The organism is Streptomyces hainanensis (assembly GCF_004348415.1).
GTDB classification, from domain to species: domain Bacteria; phylum Actinomycetota; class Actinomycetes; order Streptomycetales; family Streptomycetaceae; genus Streptomyces; species Streptomyces hainanensis.
Map to the genome: position 1 here is coordinate 1 of NZ_SMKI01000203.1, position 13,266 is coordinate 13,266.

General features: G+C 70.7%; 15 protein-coding genes. 9 read left to right on the plus strand and 6 right to left on the minus strand.

Annotated features, from left to right (window positions below):
- The 5 genes from E1283_RS19330 to E1283_RS19350 form a co-directional block, all read left to right on the plus strand.
- A partial coding sequence (locus tag E1283_RS19330) for an exo-rhamnogalacturonan lyase family protein (RefSeq protein ID WP_481906698.1) occupies window positions 1-1,227 on the plus strand: 1,227 nt, incomplete at its 5' end.
- A 109-nt stretch (window positions 1,228-1,336) separates the two neighbouring features.
- Window positions 1,337-2,347, plus strand: a complete 1,011-nt coding sequence (locus E1283_RS19335; protein WP_132819345.1) for an ABC transporter permease subunit — start codon at window positions 1,337-1,339, stop codon at window positions 2,345-2,347.
- Window positions 2,344-3,297 (plus strand): carbohydrate ABC transporter permease, encoded by a 954-nt coding sequence (locus E1283_RS19340; protein ID WP_132819346.1) that lies wholly within the window; start codon window positions 2,344-2,346, stop codon window positions 3,295-3,297. The genes E1283_RS19335 and E1283_RS19340 overlap by 4 nt, the downstream gene beginning before the upstream one ends.
- Window positions 3,298-3,670: 373 nt before the next feature.
- Window positions 3,671-4,996, plus strand: coding sequence for an extracellular solute-binding protein (locus tag E1283_RS19345; protein ID WP_132819347.1), 1,326 nt, complete (start codon window positions 3,671-3,673; stop codon window positions 4,994-4,996).
- A gap of 60 nt (window positions 4,997-5,056) precedes the next feature.
- On the plus strand, window positions 5,057-6,154 hold the full coding sequence (locus tag E1283_RS19350; RefSeq protein ID WP_132819348.1) for a substrate-binding domain-containing protein: 1,098 nt from the start codon (window positions 5,057-5,059) through the stop codon (window positions 6,152-6,154).
- Between the two features lie 148 nt (window positions 6,155-6,302).
- Here E1283_RS19350 and E1283_RS39480 read toward each other — a convergent pair whose 3' ends face one another.
- From E1283_RS39480 to E1283_RS19375, 6 genes are all read right to left on the minus strand, one after another.
- Window positions 6,303-6,437, minus strand: coding sequence for a hypothetical protein (locus tag E1283_RS39480; RefSeq protein WP_279571276.1), 135 nt, complete (start codon window positions 6,435-6,437; stop codon window positions 6,303-6,305).
- The gene (locus E1283_RS19355; RefSeq protein ID WP_132819349.1) at window positions 6,424-6,666 is read right to left on the minus strand and encodes a hypothetical protein; all 243 of its coding nucleotides are present in this window, start codon (window positions 6,664-6,666) and stop codon (window positions 6,424-6,426) included. Before E1283_RS19355 ends, E1283_RS39480 begins: the two co-directional genes overlap by 14 nt.
- A complete protein-coding gene (locus E1283_RS19360; RefSeq protein WP_132819350.1) occupies window positions 6,663-6,842 on the minus strand; it encodes a hypothetical protein in 180 nt (59 codons plus the stop codon). The genes E1283_RS19355 and E1283_RS19360 overlap by 4 nt, the downstream gene beginning before the upstream one ends.
- Window positions 6,835-7,260 carry a hypothetical protein gene (locus tag E1283_RS37400; protein WP_165956177.1) on the minus strand — a complete coding sequence of 142 codons (426 nt, stop codon included), beginning with the start codon at window positions 7,258-7,260 and terminating at the stop codon, window positions 6,835-6,837. Before E1283_RS37400 ends, E1283_RS19360 begins: the two co-directional genes overlap by 8 nt.
- 100 nt (window positions 7,261-7,360) lie before the next feature.
- The gene (locus E1283_RS19370) at window positions 7,361-8,557 is read right to left on the minus strand and encodes a helix-turn-helix domain-containing protein (protein WP_132819352.1); all 1,197 of its coding nucleotides are present in this window, start codon (window positions 8,555-8,557) and stop codon (window positions 7,361-7,363) included.
- A gap of 138 nt (window positions 8,558-8,695) precedes the next feature.
- A complete protein-coding gene (locus E1283_RS19375) occupies window positions 8,696-10,111 on the minus strand; it encodes an NsdA family TPR-like regulatory protein (protein ID WP_243744949.1) in 1,416 nt (471 codons plus the stop codon).
- 218 nt (window positions 10,112-10,329) lie between these two features.
- Here E1283_RS19375 and E1283_RS37405 point away from each other — a divergent pair, with 218 nt between their 5' ends.
- The 4 genes from E1283_RS37405 (at window position 10,330) to E1283_RS19390 (ending at window position 13,129) form a co-directional block, all read left to right on the plus strand.
- A complete protein-coding gene (locus E1283_RS37405) occupies window positions 10,330-10,476 on the plus strand; it encodes a hypothetical protein (RefSeq protein WP_165956178.1) in 147 nt (48 codons plus the stop codon).
- A gap of 112 nt (window positions 10,477-10,588) precedes the next feature.
- Window positions 10,589-12,421 carry an albusnodin/ikarugamycin family macrolactam cyclase gene (locus E1283_RS19380; RefSeq protein ID WP_132819353.1) on the plus strand — a complete coding sequence of 611 codons (1,833 nt, stop codon included), beginning with the start codon at window positions 10,589-10,591 and terminating at the stop codon, window positions 12,419-12,421.
- Window positions 12,405-12,707, plus strand: a complete 303-nt coding sequence (locus E1283_RS19385) for a PqqD family protein (RefSeq protein ID WP_132819354.1) — start codon at window positions 12,405-12,407, stop codon at window positions 12,705-12,707. Before E1283_RS19380 ends, E1283_RS19385 begins: the two co-directional genes overlap by 17 nt.
- A complete protein-coding gene (locus tag E1283_RS19390; protein WP_243744951.1) occupies window positions 12,704-13,129 on the plus strand; it encodes a lasso peptide biosynthesis B2 protein in 426 nt (141 codons plus the stop codon). Before E1283_RS19385 ends, E1283_RS19390 begins: the two co-directional genes overlap by 4 nt.
- The last annotated feature ends 137 nt before the right edge of the window (window positions 13,130-13,266 follow it).

The following is a 13,266-nucleotide window of genomic DNA, read 5'->3' on the forward strand; positions in this document are numbered from 1 at the left end:
CTGCTGATCGCCCCGCCCCAACACAACCACGCCGCCGGCGTCTTCGGCGCCTGGGCACCCGTGGACCGTTCCAACGCGGCGCGGGAGGAGGTCGAGGACAACCTCGACCTGATGCACCGCTACTACGTCGACTCGGTCGACCAGCGCCACTGGTACGGCTTCTGGGACTACGGCGACGTCATGCACGACTACGACCGGGACCGTCACGCCTGGCGCTACGACATCGGCGGCTACGCCTGGGACAACTCCGAACTCTCCACCGACCTGTGGCTGTGGTACCACTACCTGCGCACCGGCGACGCGCAGGCGTTCCGCCTGGCCGAGGCCATGACCCGCCACACAGGCGAGGTCGACATGTACCACCTCGGGGAATGGAAGGGCCTGGGCACCCGGCACGGCGTCCAGCACTGGGGCGACAGCGCCAAACAGGTCCGCATCAGCAACGCCGGCTACAAACGCTTCCTCTACTTCCTCACCGCCGACGAACGCGTCGGCGACGTGCTGCACGAACTCGTCGACGCAGACCGCACCTTCCTCGTCCTCAACCCCGGACGCAAGCTCACCGACGAACCCTTCGACCCCGACCCCGCCGCCCTCGGCGTCGGCAAGTCCACCGACTGGGGGGCACTGGCCCTGGCCTGGCTCACCGAATGGGAACGCAACGGCGACGAGATCGCCCGCACCAAGCTCATCAACGGCGCCACCACCATCGCCGCCCTCCCGAACGGCTGGGCGCAGGGTGGCGACGTCACCTACGACCTCGCCACCGGCCGCTTCACCGGACCATCCGAACCCAGCATCAGCATCGGCAGCCTCAGCTCCGTGTTCGGCCTGATCGAACTGATGACGGAACTCCTCCAACTCGTCGACGACGAGCAGGTCTCCGCCAAGTGGGTGCAGTTCTGCCGGCTCTACAACTCCAGCGCCGCCCAACAACGCGAGGAGACCGGCGCCTCCTGGGGCAGTCTCAACCTCCGCCAGGCCTACTCACGCGCCACCGCCTACGCCGCCATCCGCCTGGACGACGACACCCTCGCCCAACGCGCCTGGCAGGAACTCCGCACCGGCCACGCCGGCTACCCCGAGAACCACGACTTCACCTCGCAACGCGTCGAGGGGCCCGCCGTGCTCAACCCCGTCGACGAGGCGCGCCTCGGCACCAACGCGAGTGCCCAGTACGGCCTGGCCGTCATCCAGTGCCTCGCCCTCGTCGGCGACCACATCTGACGCGCCGCCACTCCTCGGTACGGCCGACCACGACGGCCGGCGGCGTGAAACCGGACCCGCCGGCCGTCCCCGCACCCACTCCTCCGTCGAAGGGACGAATCCCCTCCCCATGAATGCCCTTGAAACGATTCATCGACGGCGAAGGCAGCGCTCTCCCAACGCGCCCGACGCCGGTCGCGAACGGCGACCCGCGCCATCGGCTGGTGGGGCGCCTGGTGTGGTGCGGCGGTTGTCGCGGGACCGGTTGTTGCTGCTGCTGGGTCTGCCGGGTGCGTTGGTGTTGGTCGGCTTCCACTACCTGCCGATGCTGGGCAGTGTCATCGCTTTCCAGGACTACCAGCCCTACCTGGGCATCGGGGACTCGCAGTGGGTGGGTGTGGAGAACTTCTCCTTCCTGACCGACGGGAACCCCGAGTTCTGGAACGCGATGGTCAACACCCTGCAACTGACCCTTATCCAGACGATCCTGGTCTTCCCCGTGCCGTTGGCGTTGGCGCTGCTGCTCAACAGCCTGGCGGGTGAACGGCTGAAGCGTCTGTTGCAGTCGGTGCTCTACCTGCCGCACTTCCTGTCGTGGGTGATCGTGGTCGCGATCTTCCAGCAGATGCTGGGCAACGCCGGCACGCTCAACACGTTCCTGGTGCGCAACGATCTGCCGACGGTCGAGATCATCGGCACACCCGAACTGTTCATGACGTTGATCACCGCCCAGTCGATCTGGAAGGACGCCGGCTGGGGCACCATCATCTTCCTCGCCGCGCTCTCCCGCGTCGACGAGGAGCAGTACGAGGCGGCGGCCATCGACGGGGCCAACGGCTGGCACCGCCTCATCCACATCACGCTGCCCTCGCTGCGCGGGCTGTTCATCCTGCTGCTGATCCTGCGGCTCGGCAACAGCCTCTCGGTCGGCTTCGAGCAGATCATCCTGCAACAAGGACCGGTGGGGCTTGAGGCCAGTGAGGTGCTGGACACCTGGCTGTACAACTACGGCATTCTCGGCGGCGGTTGGGGCGTCTCAGCAGCCGCGGGCCTGGTCAAGGGGCTGGTGGGCGTGCTCCTGGTCATCGGCGCCAACCGACTGGCCCACGCCTTCGGCGAACGCGGGGTCTACCAGAAATGACCACACTCGAACAAGCCACCATCGGCGACGACACCATCCGCGAACCCGGCCGTGGCCGTGACCGTAAGCGGCCCATCTGGATGGAGAAACCCCACCCCGCCACCCAAGCCCTCAAATTCGTCACCCTGCTGATCGCCGTCGCGCTGGTCATCGTCCCGTTCTGGTCGATCATCATCACCTCCCTCGCCGACCAACAGGCCATCAACGACGCCGGCGGCGGCATGCTGATGTGGCCCGACGGCCTCAGCCTCGACGCCTACCAGGCCGTCCTGTCCGGCGGCGTCGTCACCCGCGCCCTACTCATCTCCATCGCCATCACCGTCATCGGCACCCTGTTGTCGCTGGCCGCCTCCGCCGGGCTGGCCTACTGGCTCGCCAGGCCGGGCGCCGTCGGCAGCCGGCCGGTGCTGATGCTGCTGCTCGGCGCGGTGCTCTTCTCCCCCGGCATCATCCCCACCTACCTGGTGGTCAGGGAGTTCGGCCTGCTGGACAGCTACGCCTCGCTCGTGCTGCCCGTGATGATCAACGCCTTCAACGTGATCGTCATGCGCGCCTTCTTCCAGGAACTCCCGCAGGAGCTCTTCGAGTCCGCGCACATCGACGGCGCCACCCCCTTCACCGTCCTCACCCGCATCGTCCTGCCCCTGTCCAAGGCCGTCCTCGCCGTCGTCGGCCTCTTCTACGCCGTCGGCTACTGGAACGCCTTCTTCAACGCACTCCTCTACATCCAGACCACCGACAAGTGGCCCATGGCACTGGTGCTGCGCACCTTCGTCGTCAACCAGAGCGCCATCGGCGGCGACCAGGTCGGCGGCAGCGAAGCGCTGCCCCCACAACTCCCCATGCAGATGGCGATCCTCGTCATCGCCATCGTCCCCATCCTGCTCGTCTACCCCTTCCTCCAACGCCACTTCGCCAAAGGCGTCCTCATCGGCGCCGTCAAAGGCTGAGCAGCCCCCTCCCCTCCGCACATCCGCACATCCCACAGAGGTGATTTCGTTGTCTGTCAGACCCCTGTCCCGCCGCACCCTGCTCACCGGCCTCGGACTCGGCGCAGCCGCCCTGGGTCTCGGCCCACTGACGGCCTGCTCCTCCGGTGGGCGTGCCACTCGTAACAGTGCTGAGGCGAACAGTGCTGTCGAGTTGCCGAGTTACCTTCCTTTTGAGGGTGTGACGCCTGATCTGCCGGGTGATGAGACGACCGGCGTCCTGCCCGCCTTCCATCACTATCCGGTCGATACGCCGCGCAGTGTGGCGGAGCGGCCGGGGAATGGTGAGTCGGTTTCCGGGTTGGCGAACATCTACAGTGCGGTGCCCCCTGGCGTGGATCGCAACTCGTACTGGCGGGGCCTGAACGAGCGTTTGGGCGTCGATCTGGAAATGCAGATGGTGCCCAACGCCGACTACGAGCAGACGTTCTCCATCACCATGGCCAGTGGTGATCTGCCCGATGTGATGCAGCTGTGGCCCGGGGCGAACTTCGCCGACATGCTCCACAACTCCTTCGCCCCGCTGGACGAGTTCCTTGGCGGCGACGCCGCGGCCGACTACCCGAACCTCGCGAACATTCCCACCGCCCACTGGCGCAACTGCGTCTACAACGGCGCCCTCTACGCCATCCCCGTCCCCCGCGGCCGGGTCCGGCACTACAACCTGTTCCGCAAGGACATCCTCGACGACCTCGGCGTCAACGGCGAACCCCGCGGTTGGGACGAGTTCCTCGCCCTGTGCCAGGAGTTGACCGACCCGTCGAGCCGTCGGTGGGCGATCGGCAGCGTCACCCAGGCCATGTACTTCCTGGCCCGCATGAACGACGAGCCCAACATCTGGCGCGAAGAAGGCGGCAACCTCACCCACTTCTACGAGACCGAGGAATACCAGCAGTCCGTCCAGGACATGGCCGCGCTGTGGGAGGCCGGCGTCATCCACCCCGACACCTTCAACCCCAGCACCCCCTTCCCCCAGTACTTCGGCGCCGGCACCACCGTGCTGTCCCTCGCCGACGGCTACGGCTCCTGGTCCACCACCACCCTCGCCAACACCGACAACGACGGCTTCGAACTCGGCCTCATGCCCGTCTACAACCGGGAGGGAAGCGAGCTCGCCCCCTGGCACACCGGCAACGGCGTCTTCAACACCGCCGGCCTGCGCAAACAGGACGACCCCGAACGCATCCGACTCGTCCTGCGCGTCCTCGACTGGCTCGCCGCACCCTTCGGCACCGAAGAACACCTCTACCGCGTCTACGGCGAGGCGGGCGTGGACCACGAACGCAACAGCGACGGCGACCCCATCTTCACCACCGACGGCCAAACCAACACCACCGTCCCCACCCGCTACCTCGTCGACGCCCCCGCCGTCCTCTACCAACCCGGCCGACCCGACGACGTCGACTACCAACACGCCTACCAGACCACCGTCCTGGCCAACCGCAAGGACGACCCCACCCTCGGCCTCTACGTCGAATCCGCCACCGCCAGAGCCGAAGCCGCCGAACGCAACCTCCTCGCCACCCGCGACGACATCATCCAAGGCCGCAAACCCCTCACCGACCTCGACCGCGCCGTCAACGACTGGCGCACCGCCATCGGCGACCAGATGCGCACCGCATACGAGGAACAGCTCCAACAAGCCGGCGGCACACGCTGAACCTGCGGTCGTCGAACGCCCTCGCACCAAGCCGATCCGGCTACGTTCACGGGAAGGGCCATGGCCGACATGCTCGTCGCGCAGCGGCAGGCGCTGCTGATCAGGGAGCTGGAGGCGGCCGGCGTCCTGCGGGTCACCGAGCTGGCCACCCGGCTCGGCGTCTCACGTGACACCATCCGGCGGGATCTGCTGGATCTCCAGGCGGCCGGCCGGGTGACCCGGGTCCGGGGCGGGGCCCTGCTGGCCGGCCAGGAACCCGCACCCGCCGCCGAGCCGGCGTCCGCGCCGGCGGGGAACTCGCCCGTCCCCTCCGGGCAGACCCTCGGGCTGCTCGTGCCGGCCACCGACTACTACTACCCCCGGGTGGTCGCCGGGGTCCGGGCGGTGGCCGAGCGGCGTGGGGTGCGGCTGGTCATCGGGCTGACCGACTACGCCCGTCCCCGCGACCTCGAACAGGTGCGGGAGTTGGGCATGGCGGGGGCCACGGGCCTGCTCGTGGTGACCGCGGAGACCGTCCACCTGCCGGCGGCCTCCCTGGAGCGGCTTCAGGCGGGCGGGCTCCCCTTCATCCTGGTGGAACGCAGGCCGAAGGACGTGTTCGCCGTCTGCGAGTACGTCATCTCGCACCATCAGCAGGGCGCGTCCACCGCCGTCCGGCACTTCGCCGAGCTCGGCCACCGGAGGGTGGGCCTGTTCACCAACGGCAGCCCCACCGCACCCCTGGTCCACGAGGGATACGCGGACGCCGTCCGGCATCTCGGCCTCGACCCCGCCCCGGTCCTCGACAGTGGCCATCCGAGGGCGGACGCCACGCGTCTCTACGACCGGTTCATCGCGGACTGCCGTGTCAGCGGCACGCTGGCCGCGCTCGTCCACTCCGACCACGACGCCATCCAGCTGATGCAGCGCATGCGCACCCAGGGTCTGCGTCCGCCGGACGACCTGGCGCTGATCGCCTACGACGACGAGATCTCCGCCCTCGCCGACGTGCCGCTGACGGCCGTCGCCCCACCCAAGCAGGAGCTCGGCGAACTCGCGGCGCAGCTCCTGCTCGAACGTCTGGAGGCCACCGACCCGCGCTCCGTCCCCGTCCGCCAACTCACCCTGCAGCCACGTCTCGTGATCCGCGCCTCGTGCGGGGCGGCCGGCCACGACTGAGCTCGGTGGGCCGTCCATCCCTGCCGGGGGCGTCAGGGCGGCTCCGCGTCGTGCAGTGCGCGGGACCAGACAGGCGCCGCCGTCACCACGAAGGCGAGGCCGAGCAGCAGCCAGGCGACGGGCAGCACCGCAACGACGTAGACCACGGTCACCGCAGCACCACCTGAACCAGCAGCCCCGACAGCCACCCGGCGACCCAGCCGTATAGCAGCAGCAGGGCCACGTCGACGGCGTGGCCGCCGCGCGGCGGGCGCACTTCCCGGCGGGCGCTATGCCTCGGCATCGGCCACCGCCTGGTCGACGCGTCGGCGGAGGCATGGCTGGCACACCATCAGGTCGTGGCCGTATCCCTGCGGGTCGTGGACGGTCGCGAGTCGGTAGCCCGGGTCCGGGAACAGCAGCTCGCCGCCCCAGGCGCAGAGGAATCCGGCCAGCTGCCACCTGCTCATCTCGCCGAACGCGGGCACCGGAAGGGTGATCGTGGGCTCGGTCGCCTCGGCCGGCGCGCTCACCTGGCCGTCGCCTTCCCGGGGCGCCAGCAGCAGTGGGTGGCGTGGTCGTCGTCCACCACGATGGCGTTGCCGCAGTAGCGGCAGGTCACCGGCTCCGCGACGTCGACGGCCCGCTCCAGTCCGGTCACGATGGTGACGTCGTCGGGGTCCGAGGCGGCCACGGTCCGCTCAGGCATGGCGCGCCTCCCACACGGCCGGCGCGAGCAGTGTCGCCGCCAGCGCCTCGCGCAGCGCCTCCGCCTCCGTCAGGCATCTGCCGCGCGGTGGCACCAGCCAGCGGAGGGGCGGTGCGCCGTCTCGCGAGGCGCGCCACTCGGCCGGCGGGATCGCGACGTAGTGGCCGTGCCCGATGACGCGCACGCCGGGCAGCCGCTGCCACCCGGCTGTGGCCCGGGGCGCCACCAACCAGCGGACCACGGCGCGTTCCTGGATCTCGATCACCGGCCCGGACCGCGCGTCGAGCCGACCAAGGACGTGGGCCGAGGTCGAGCTCGGGACCTGCACCACGTCCCACCAGCGGCCGGCCGGTAACGTCCGGGCGCCGGAACGCAACGGCGGGATCCAGTCAGGCAGTGAAGGGGACGTCGTCGTCATGGCCGACTCCAGGGGGAGGCTGTGACACATGACGCTATGTAGGACGGCGATTACTCTCAATAGGTAATTTCACCGACCGTGATGGGGAAGTACTAGTGAGCTACAGCGGCAGCCTGATCGCGTCGGCCAGCGTGCGCATCTCCGGCGTCAACGTCCTTCGCCTCTCGACGACCTCGCCCAGGATGTCCCGCGCGTACTGCTGCCGCGAGAGCCAACTCGGCGCCGTCGTGTGCACACCCCACAAGGTCTCCATCGCCTTGTCGAAGTTCCTCAGCCGCGCGTGGATGTGTGCCACGTCCAGCCGGTGCCGGTTCGCGTTGCCGTCACTCGGGAGCCGCCGCGCCCCCGCTTTGCTCGCCTGCTTACCCGCCAGCTTCAGAGCCTCGTCCGGGTGGTCGGTGATGACGTAGTGCTCGACCTCCTTGTGCGCCACAACCGTCGGCCCCCATCTGTTCATCCGCCGGCCGTACCCCAGGTCGCGGCCGGTCATGACCGCCGCGCCCTCCGCGAGCCGGATCGCGACAGCAGCCTCGCCCTCCCGGTTGTCCCGGACCGCGGCCGCTGCGGCGTGTAGCAGCAGCCAGCCCCACGCCGCGAGATCGTCCGGGGTCGCCCGGGAGATGCGACGCGGTTCGAGGTCGTCGGCCCACTTCGTCGCCAGCTCACGGGCCTCGGACAACTGCCCTTGGCGCATCAGCAGCCAGCAGCGCGTCGTGACCACGCCGGCCGCGACGGCCGAGTCGGGCGCCTCGTCGAGTGCGCGCTCCAGCGCGGTGTCGGCGGCGCCCCAGAGCCGGACCTGCGTCAGAGCGGCCCCGGTGAAGTGCAGCAGCCGCGCGCGGACGTCTCGGGCCTCGGAGGTGTTGCCGAGCGAGTCAGCGTCACGAACGAGGGGCGGCAGCAGGGTGGCCAACTCGGCGTAGTTGTCCGCGTAGTAGACGGCTCGCGCCGCCTGGAGGGCTTCCTCAACTCCATCGAGCGTGGGCTCGGGGAGGTCGTCGGCACCCGGCGGCCGTTGGACAGCGTGCTCTACCGGGAGCCACATGTCGGCCGCCAGGGTAATCTCCGGCACCGGTTCCTCCTCGCGCCTGACGATCTTGCTGGTCGGAGCACGCAGGGCGGATGCCAGCTTCCGCGCGGTCTCCAGCCGAAGGGCCTCCTGGACACCTTGCTCCAGGTTCCGGATCGTGGCGAGAGACACCCCGGAGTGGTCCGCCAAGTCCCGCTGGGTCAGGCCGCGTCGTTTCCGCAACTCGCGCAGGCGGGCACCGATGCGCCCGTCAGTCTGCTCGGGCATACTGAACTCCCAGTTTTATGGTGGCACTTAGGACGGTACCCCCGCGTGATTGCCAGGGAACGGCGAACGGCCTCGTCATCACCCGGCGGGGCCGTTGTGCTGTCTCGCGTCGCCAGCGACAACCCGCTTCGACGCCGGTCAGGTCTGATCTGGTGGGGCGGCTCGCCCGAAGGGGTCGACCGGCGGCGGCAGAACGCGGAGCCGTTCGTGGAGGTCTCGGACCGCGCTCGTGGCGACGCCGGCCAGCTCCTCGTCGAGCGTCGCGAGACGCGCGCGTGTGGTGGCTCGCAGGCGGTTGGTGGGGACCTGGTCCAAGACGTCGAGCGCGCGGGCGGCGGCGTCCGAGTGTCGGCTGGCCGCCGCCTCCGTTCGGGCAAGGAGGAGCGTCGCCGCGGCCCAGCCGGGCGTCCCCGGCACGCAGCCGGCGGCGGACGCCTCGGCCAACGGCCGCGCGCCGTCGGGCTGGCCGAGCGCCAGATACGCCTCGGCCTCGTGAAGCCGCAGCTCGGCGACGTCGAACCCGAAGCGACCCGGCTCCTCCCCGCCAGCGGCCTCCATGGCCTCGTCGGCACGCCGCCGGGCGTCCTCCGCGTCCGGTGCGCGCCCCTGTGCGGCGAGGGAGGGCAGCAGGGCCCACCCCAGGATCTGCGCCCGGGCCAACGGTGTCGAGGTGGCGGCCAGCGCGCGCTCGGCGAACTCGACGGCCATGTCCGGGCGGTGGCGCGCGCGGGCGGTCATGCTCCGGGCCCCGAATGCCCAGGCCGTCAGCTTGGCGTCTCCTGACTGGCCCCCGAAGGTCGCGGCCGCGGTCAGGTGGACGCGGGCACCGGTGTTGTCATCGAGGTGATGGGCAAGGTTGCCCAGCAGGCCGGAGAGCCATCCGAGGAGGCGGTGGAGCTCGGTGCGGTCTCGGGTACCGGCCGCGAGCGCCTCGGTGAGGAACTCGCGAGCGGCCCGCACCTCCGAGAACAGGACGTGCGGTGGGTGCTTCGAGTACCCCAGGGCGTAGTGCTCCACGGCGGCCTCGGCGGCGTCGAGCACGGCCGGGCCCCCACTCGGATCGACGAGCAGCGCCAGGCGAAGGGATTCCCGCACGGCGGGGAGCCCTGCTTCGGTCGTCATCAGCTCTCCCATCGGCGGCATGGCGGGGTCGGGCCGACCGTATCGGATCGCGGTGTCCTTGGCCGTGGTGAACGGGACGGCATGGCGTGTTAGTTCGAGGTCCACCAGGGAGGCGCCGTAAGCACGGCTGATGACCCCGGTGTACTCGAATCCGGGGCGCTCTCGCGGGTCGTGTTCCCAGCGGCAGAGCATCGATTCGGTCAGCCCCGGCGGACGCAGATCCTCGTCTCGGTAGCACTGGACGATCTGCTCGATCGCGACCGCGCGGGACCAGCCGAGCGCCAGACGCCATGCCTCCAGCGCGGATACCTCGGGTAACGCGATGCGGATGGCGGCGGCGATCCGCGACGTCAGGTGGCCCCGGCGCTGGCCGTCTCGGCGGATCTGTGCTGCCTGCCGAACGATCGCGGCGCGCCGAGCTCGGGTGATCACAGCCACGACATCCCCCCGGGGGTGTGACGGCTCGGGCGCTCACCGTAGCCCCTGGCGGGCCGGAGCGGGAGAGCGTGTTCGGGGGCGCTCGCGATGGCATTGCGGTTGCCCGCAATGTGCCCGGCCGCCTCCGGCAATGACCCCAGAAGCCGTGCCGGCGAGTCTGGTTGTGCCGGGCCAAGCGTCCCGGGAGAACGCCACCTGATGGAGGTAGCTCAATGCTGGACATCGACGTGTTGGAGGGCGGTGCCCCCGTGCGGCGCTACGTGGCGCCGTCCGTCGCAGTCGCCGGGAAGGTCACCGACGTGACCCTGTCGAAGAAGACGTTCGACACCGACGACGACACCGAGTACGAGAAGAACTGACCCTCGGCTCACCGGTGTGGCTCGCTGAGACGGGGCCCACCAAGGCGGGGCCCGGCCGATCGGCCGGGCCCCGCGTCCACAACCCCCCAGGCCATCTTGCGAGGAGACGGATATGCGTTGGTGTGTGGGATGGAGCGGGACGGGACCGCCTGACGTGCGGCCTGCGGCCGGCCGGCCGATGCCCGGCTGGAGAGCGGCATGGACGGTCGGCTGGCCGGCGGCGGCCGTGCGCACGGCACAGGCGGGGAACACCGCGCTGGTCGTGGTCGGCGAGTGCGGCGCAGACGACGACGCTCTCGAACGAGCGCTCCCGGCCGTGCGGGCACAGCGGTGGCGGGACCTGACCGACTGGCCCGGGGCCTACCTGGTGATCACCGGCCACGGGCAGGTGACCACGCTGCTCGGTGACCTTGCCGGGCAGTACCCCGTGTATTGGCGCCGGGCCGCAGGTGGGGTGTGGTGGTCCACCGCGGCCGTGCCGCTGGCCGCCCTGGACGGCGCGCCGGTCGACCCGGTCGGGCTGGGGCTGCACCTGGCGGTGGGCCAACCGGACGTGGCTGGCACCACCAGCCTGTTCCGCGAGGTGCGCCGGGTGCCGTCCGGGCACGTGCTGCTGCTCCACGGCGCGCACGTGAGCACGGAGGCGGTCGAGCCCGTCGAGTACCCGCCGGTGGACATGGAGGAGGCGGCCGGCACGGTGCGGGCCGTGCTGGAGATGGCCGTCGCCTTCCGCCTCGGCGACAGCCCGGTGAGCACCGACCTGGCGGGCCTCGACTCCACGACGCTCGCGTGTCTGATCGCCCAGCGACGGCCAGTGACCGCGGTGACCTTGGCTGACCGCCGGCTCCGCAACGACGACCTCGCCTTCGCCCGGCGCACGGCGGAGAGCATTGAGGACATCACCCACCGCGTGGCACGCGGCACGGCTCACACCGTCTACTACGCGCCGCTGGCCGATCCCAGCTCGCCGGTGACCGACGCCCCCAGCCCGTACACGGTGACTGCCACCATCAAGGACCACGTCCTGAGGACCGCTCGCGAGGACCTGCCCGGGCCGGGGCCGCACTTCACCGGGGTGGGCGGCGACGTCGTGCTGTCCGCCGACCCCGATCACCTGGCCGACCTTCTGCGCGAGCGACGGCTAAGGACCCTCGCGGTCCACCTGATGTGGCAGGCGCGAGTGCGGCAGCGCTCGCCCCGCAGCGTATGGGCCCACATCCGGCCGGCCTCCCGCATGGCGCTGGACCAGGACCTCGCCCAGGTCGCGGCCACCCTTCGCGAAGCGCCCCGGCCATGGCGCCCGCAAGCCGAGTACCCGGCCGCATGGGTGCCGCTGCTGGCCACCGCGGACTGGATCACTCCGCCGGTGCGCGCCCACCTCGCCGACCACCTTCAGCAGATGGCCACTGCCCTGGACGGACCGGCGCGGCTGGCGACCTGGCAGGACCGGCAAGACCTCCTGTCTCTGGGCGCGAACCTCACCGGCTGGCGCACGCTGGCCTTGGCCGGCCACGGCACAGAGCTGGCCGCCCCGTACCTGGATTCCACCGTCATCCGGGCGTGCCTGGCCGTGCCGGCCGAACAACGGGGCTCCCCCGGCCGGTTCAAGCCGCTGCTCGCCGCAGCCTTCCCCAACGGCCCGGTGCCCTGCTTCGTGCTGGACCGCACCACCAAGGGCGCCTTCAGCGGCGTCTCCTCCGCCGGCCTTTCCGAACACCTGCCGCTCATCACTGACCTGCTCCTCGGCCCCGACGGACGGATCGCCGCGCTCGGACTCCTCACGACCGAGGCCGTGCGCGAGCAGTTGGCCCGCGCCGGCGCCGGCCGCCGCCTGGCCAAGGGCGCTCTACACACCGCCGTCGCCACCGAACTGTGGCTTCGGCAACTCGACGCCCACCGCGTCACCTGGTGGCAGGAGGCACCCACCCATGCGCGAACTCGCTGACCGCGCCCACCCCGCGCTCACCCTGGACGGTGGCGCCATCCTCGACGAGTGGACCGGCCAGTGGCATGAGCTCTCCCCTGCCGCCTCGGTGGCGCTGCTCCTCCTCGGGAACGCGACGCCTGAGCAGGCCGCCGCCAACTACGCCTCCCACTTCGGCATCCCCGCGGCACAGGCCACCGCCGACATCGCCCAGGTCCACCGGGCCCTCGACGACGCCGGCCTCCTCGCCCACACCAAGCCGGCCGCACCGGCACGCGGTCGCCGACGGTGGAGGTGGTGGCGATGACGATGATCCGCGGCTACCGCACCACCCGTGCCGGCACCCGAACCGAGCGGTGCGCCGCCTGGGCCGGCCTCCTGCTCGCCGTGCTCGCCCTCAGGGTGCTGCCGTTCCGCCACGTCACCCGCATCGCGCGGGCTGCCCGCCGAGTCGGCCGCCGCCCCACCACCCGCGGCCGAGCCGAAGACATGGTCCAGGCCGTTCGCCACGCAGGCCGGCACTGGCCAGTGCGCATCGCCTGCCTGGAGACCAGCCTCGGCTCCGTGATCGCCGCCGCCCTCATCGGACGCCACCTCACCTGGTGCGTGGGCGCGCAGTTCGCCCCACCGCCGACCGTCTACCACGCCTGGGCCGAGCTCCCCGGCCACGGCCCGGTCGGCGAGGAAGCCGCCGCCGGCTGGCACCACCACGCCGCCCTCGCGATCTGACCGGCCGCCCGTAACCCTCACCCGTCCGGCCCCGTTGGAGGGGTGACCACACCAACCACCCGAAAGAGTGACGCGTGACCATCGCCCCCGACATCACCGTCTCCCCCACCGTCGCCGACGCCGCCACCACCCTCGAC

What these genes read in the sequence shown, in the direction of transcription:
- E1283_RS19335 (WP_132819345.1), top strand. Translation starts at nt 1,337, where the DNA reads ATGAATGCCCTTGAAACGATTCATCGACGGCGAAGGCAGCGCTCTCCC.
- E1283_RS19340 (WP_132819346.1), top strand. Translation starts at nt 2,344, where the DNA reads ATGACCACACTCGAACAAGCCACCATCGGCGACGACACCATCCGCGAA.
- E1283_RS19350 (WP_132819348.1), top strand. Translation starts at nt 5,057, where the DNA reads ATGGCCGACATGCTCGTCGCGCAGCGGCAGGCGCTGCTGATCAGGGAG.
- E1283_RS39480 (WP_279571276.1), bottom strand. Translation starts at nt 6,437, where the DNA reads ATGCCGAGGCATAGCGCCCGCCGGGAAGTGCGCCCGCCGCGCGGCGGC.
- E1283_RS19360 (WP_132819350.1), bottom strand. Translation starts at nt 6,842, where the DNA reads ATGCCTGAGCGGACCGTGGCCGCCTCGGACCCCGACGACGTCACCATC.
- E1283_RS37400 (WP_165956177.1), bottom strand. Translation starts at nt 7,260, where the DNA reads ATGACGACGACGTCCCCTTCACTGCCTGACTGGATCCCGCCGTTGCGT.
- E1283_RS19370 (WP_132819352.1), bottom strand. Translation starts at nt 8,557, where the DNA reads ATGCCCGAGCAGACTGACGGGCGCATCGGTGCCCGCCTGCGCGAGTTG.
- E1283_RS37405 (WP_165956178.1), top strand. Translation starts at nt 10,330, where the DNA reads ATGCTGGACATCGACGTGTTGGAGGGCGGTGCCCCCGTGCGGCGCTAC.
- E1283_RS19380 (WP_132819353.1), top strand. Translation starts at nt 10,589, where the DNA reads ATGCGTTGGTGTGTGGGATGGAGCGGGACGGGACCGCCTGACGTGCGG.
- E1283_RS19385 (WP_132819354.1), top strand. Translation starts at nt 12,405, where the DNA reads ATGCGCGAACTCGCTGACCGCGCCCACCCCGCGCTCACCCTGGACGGT.
- E1283_RS19390 (WP_243744951.1), top strand. Translation starts at nt 12,704, where the DNA reads ATGACGATGATCCGCGGCTACCGCACCACCCGTGCCGGCACCCGAACC.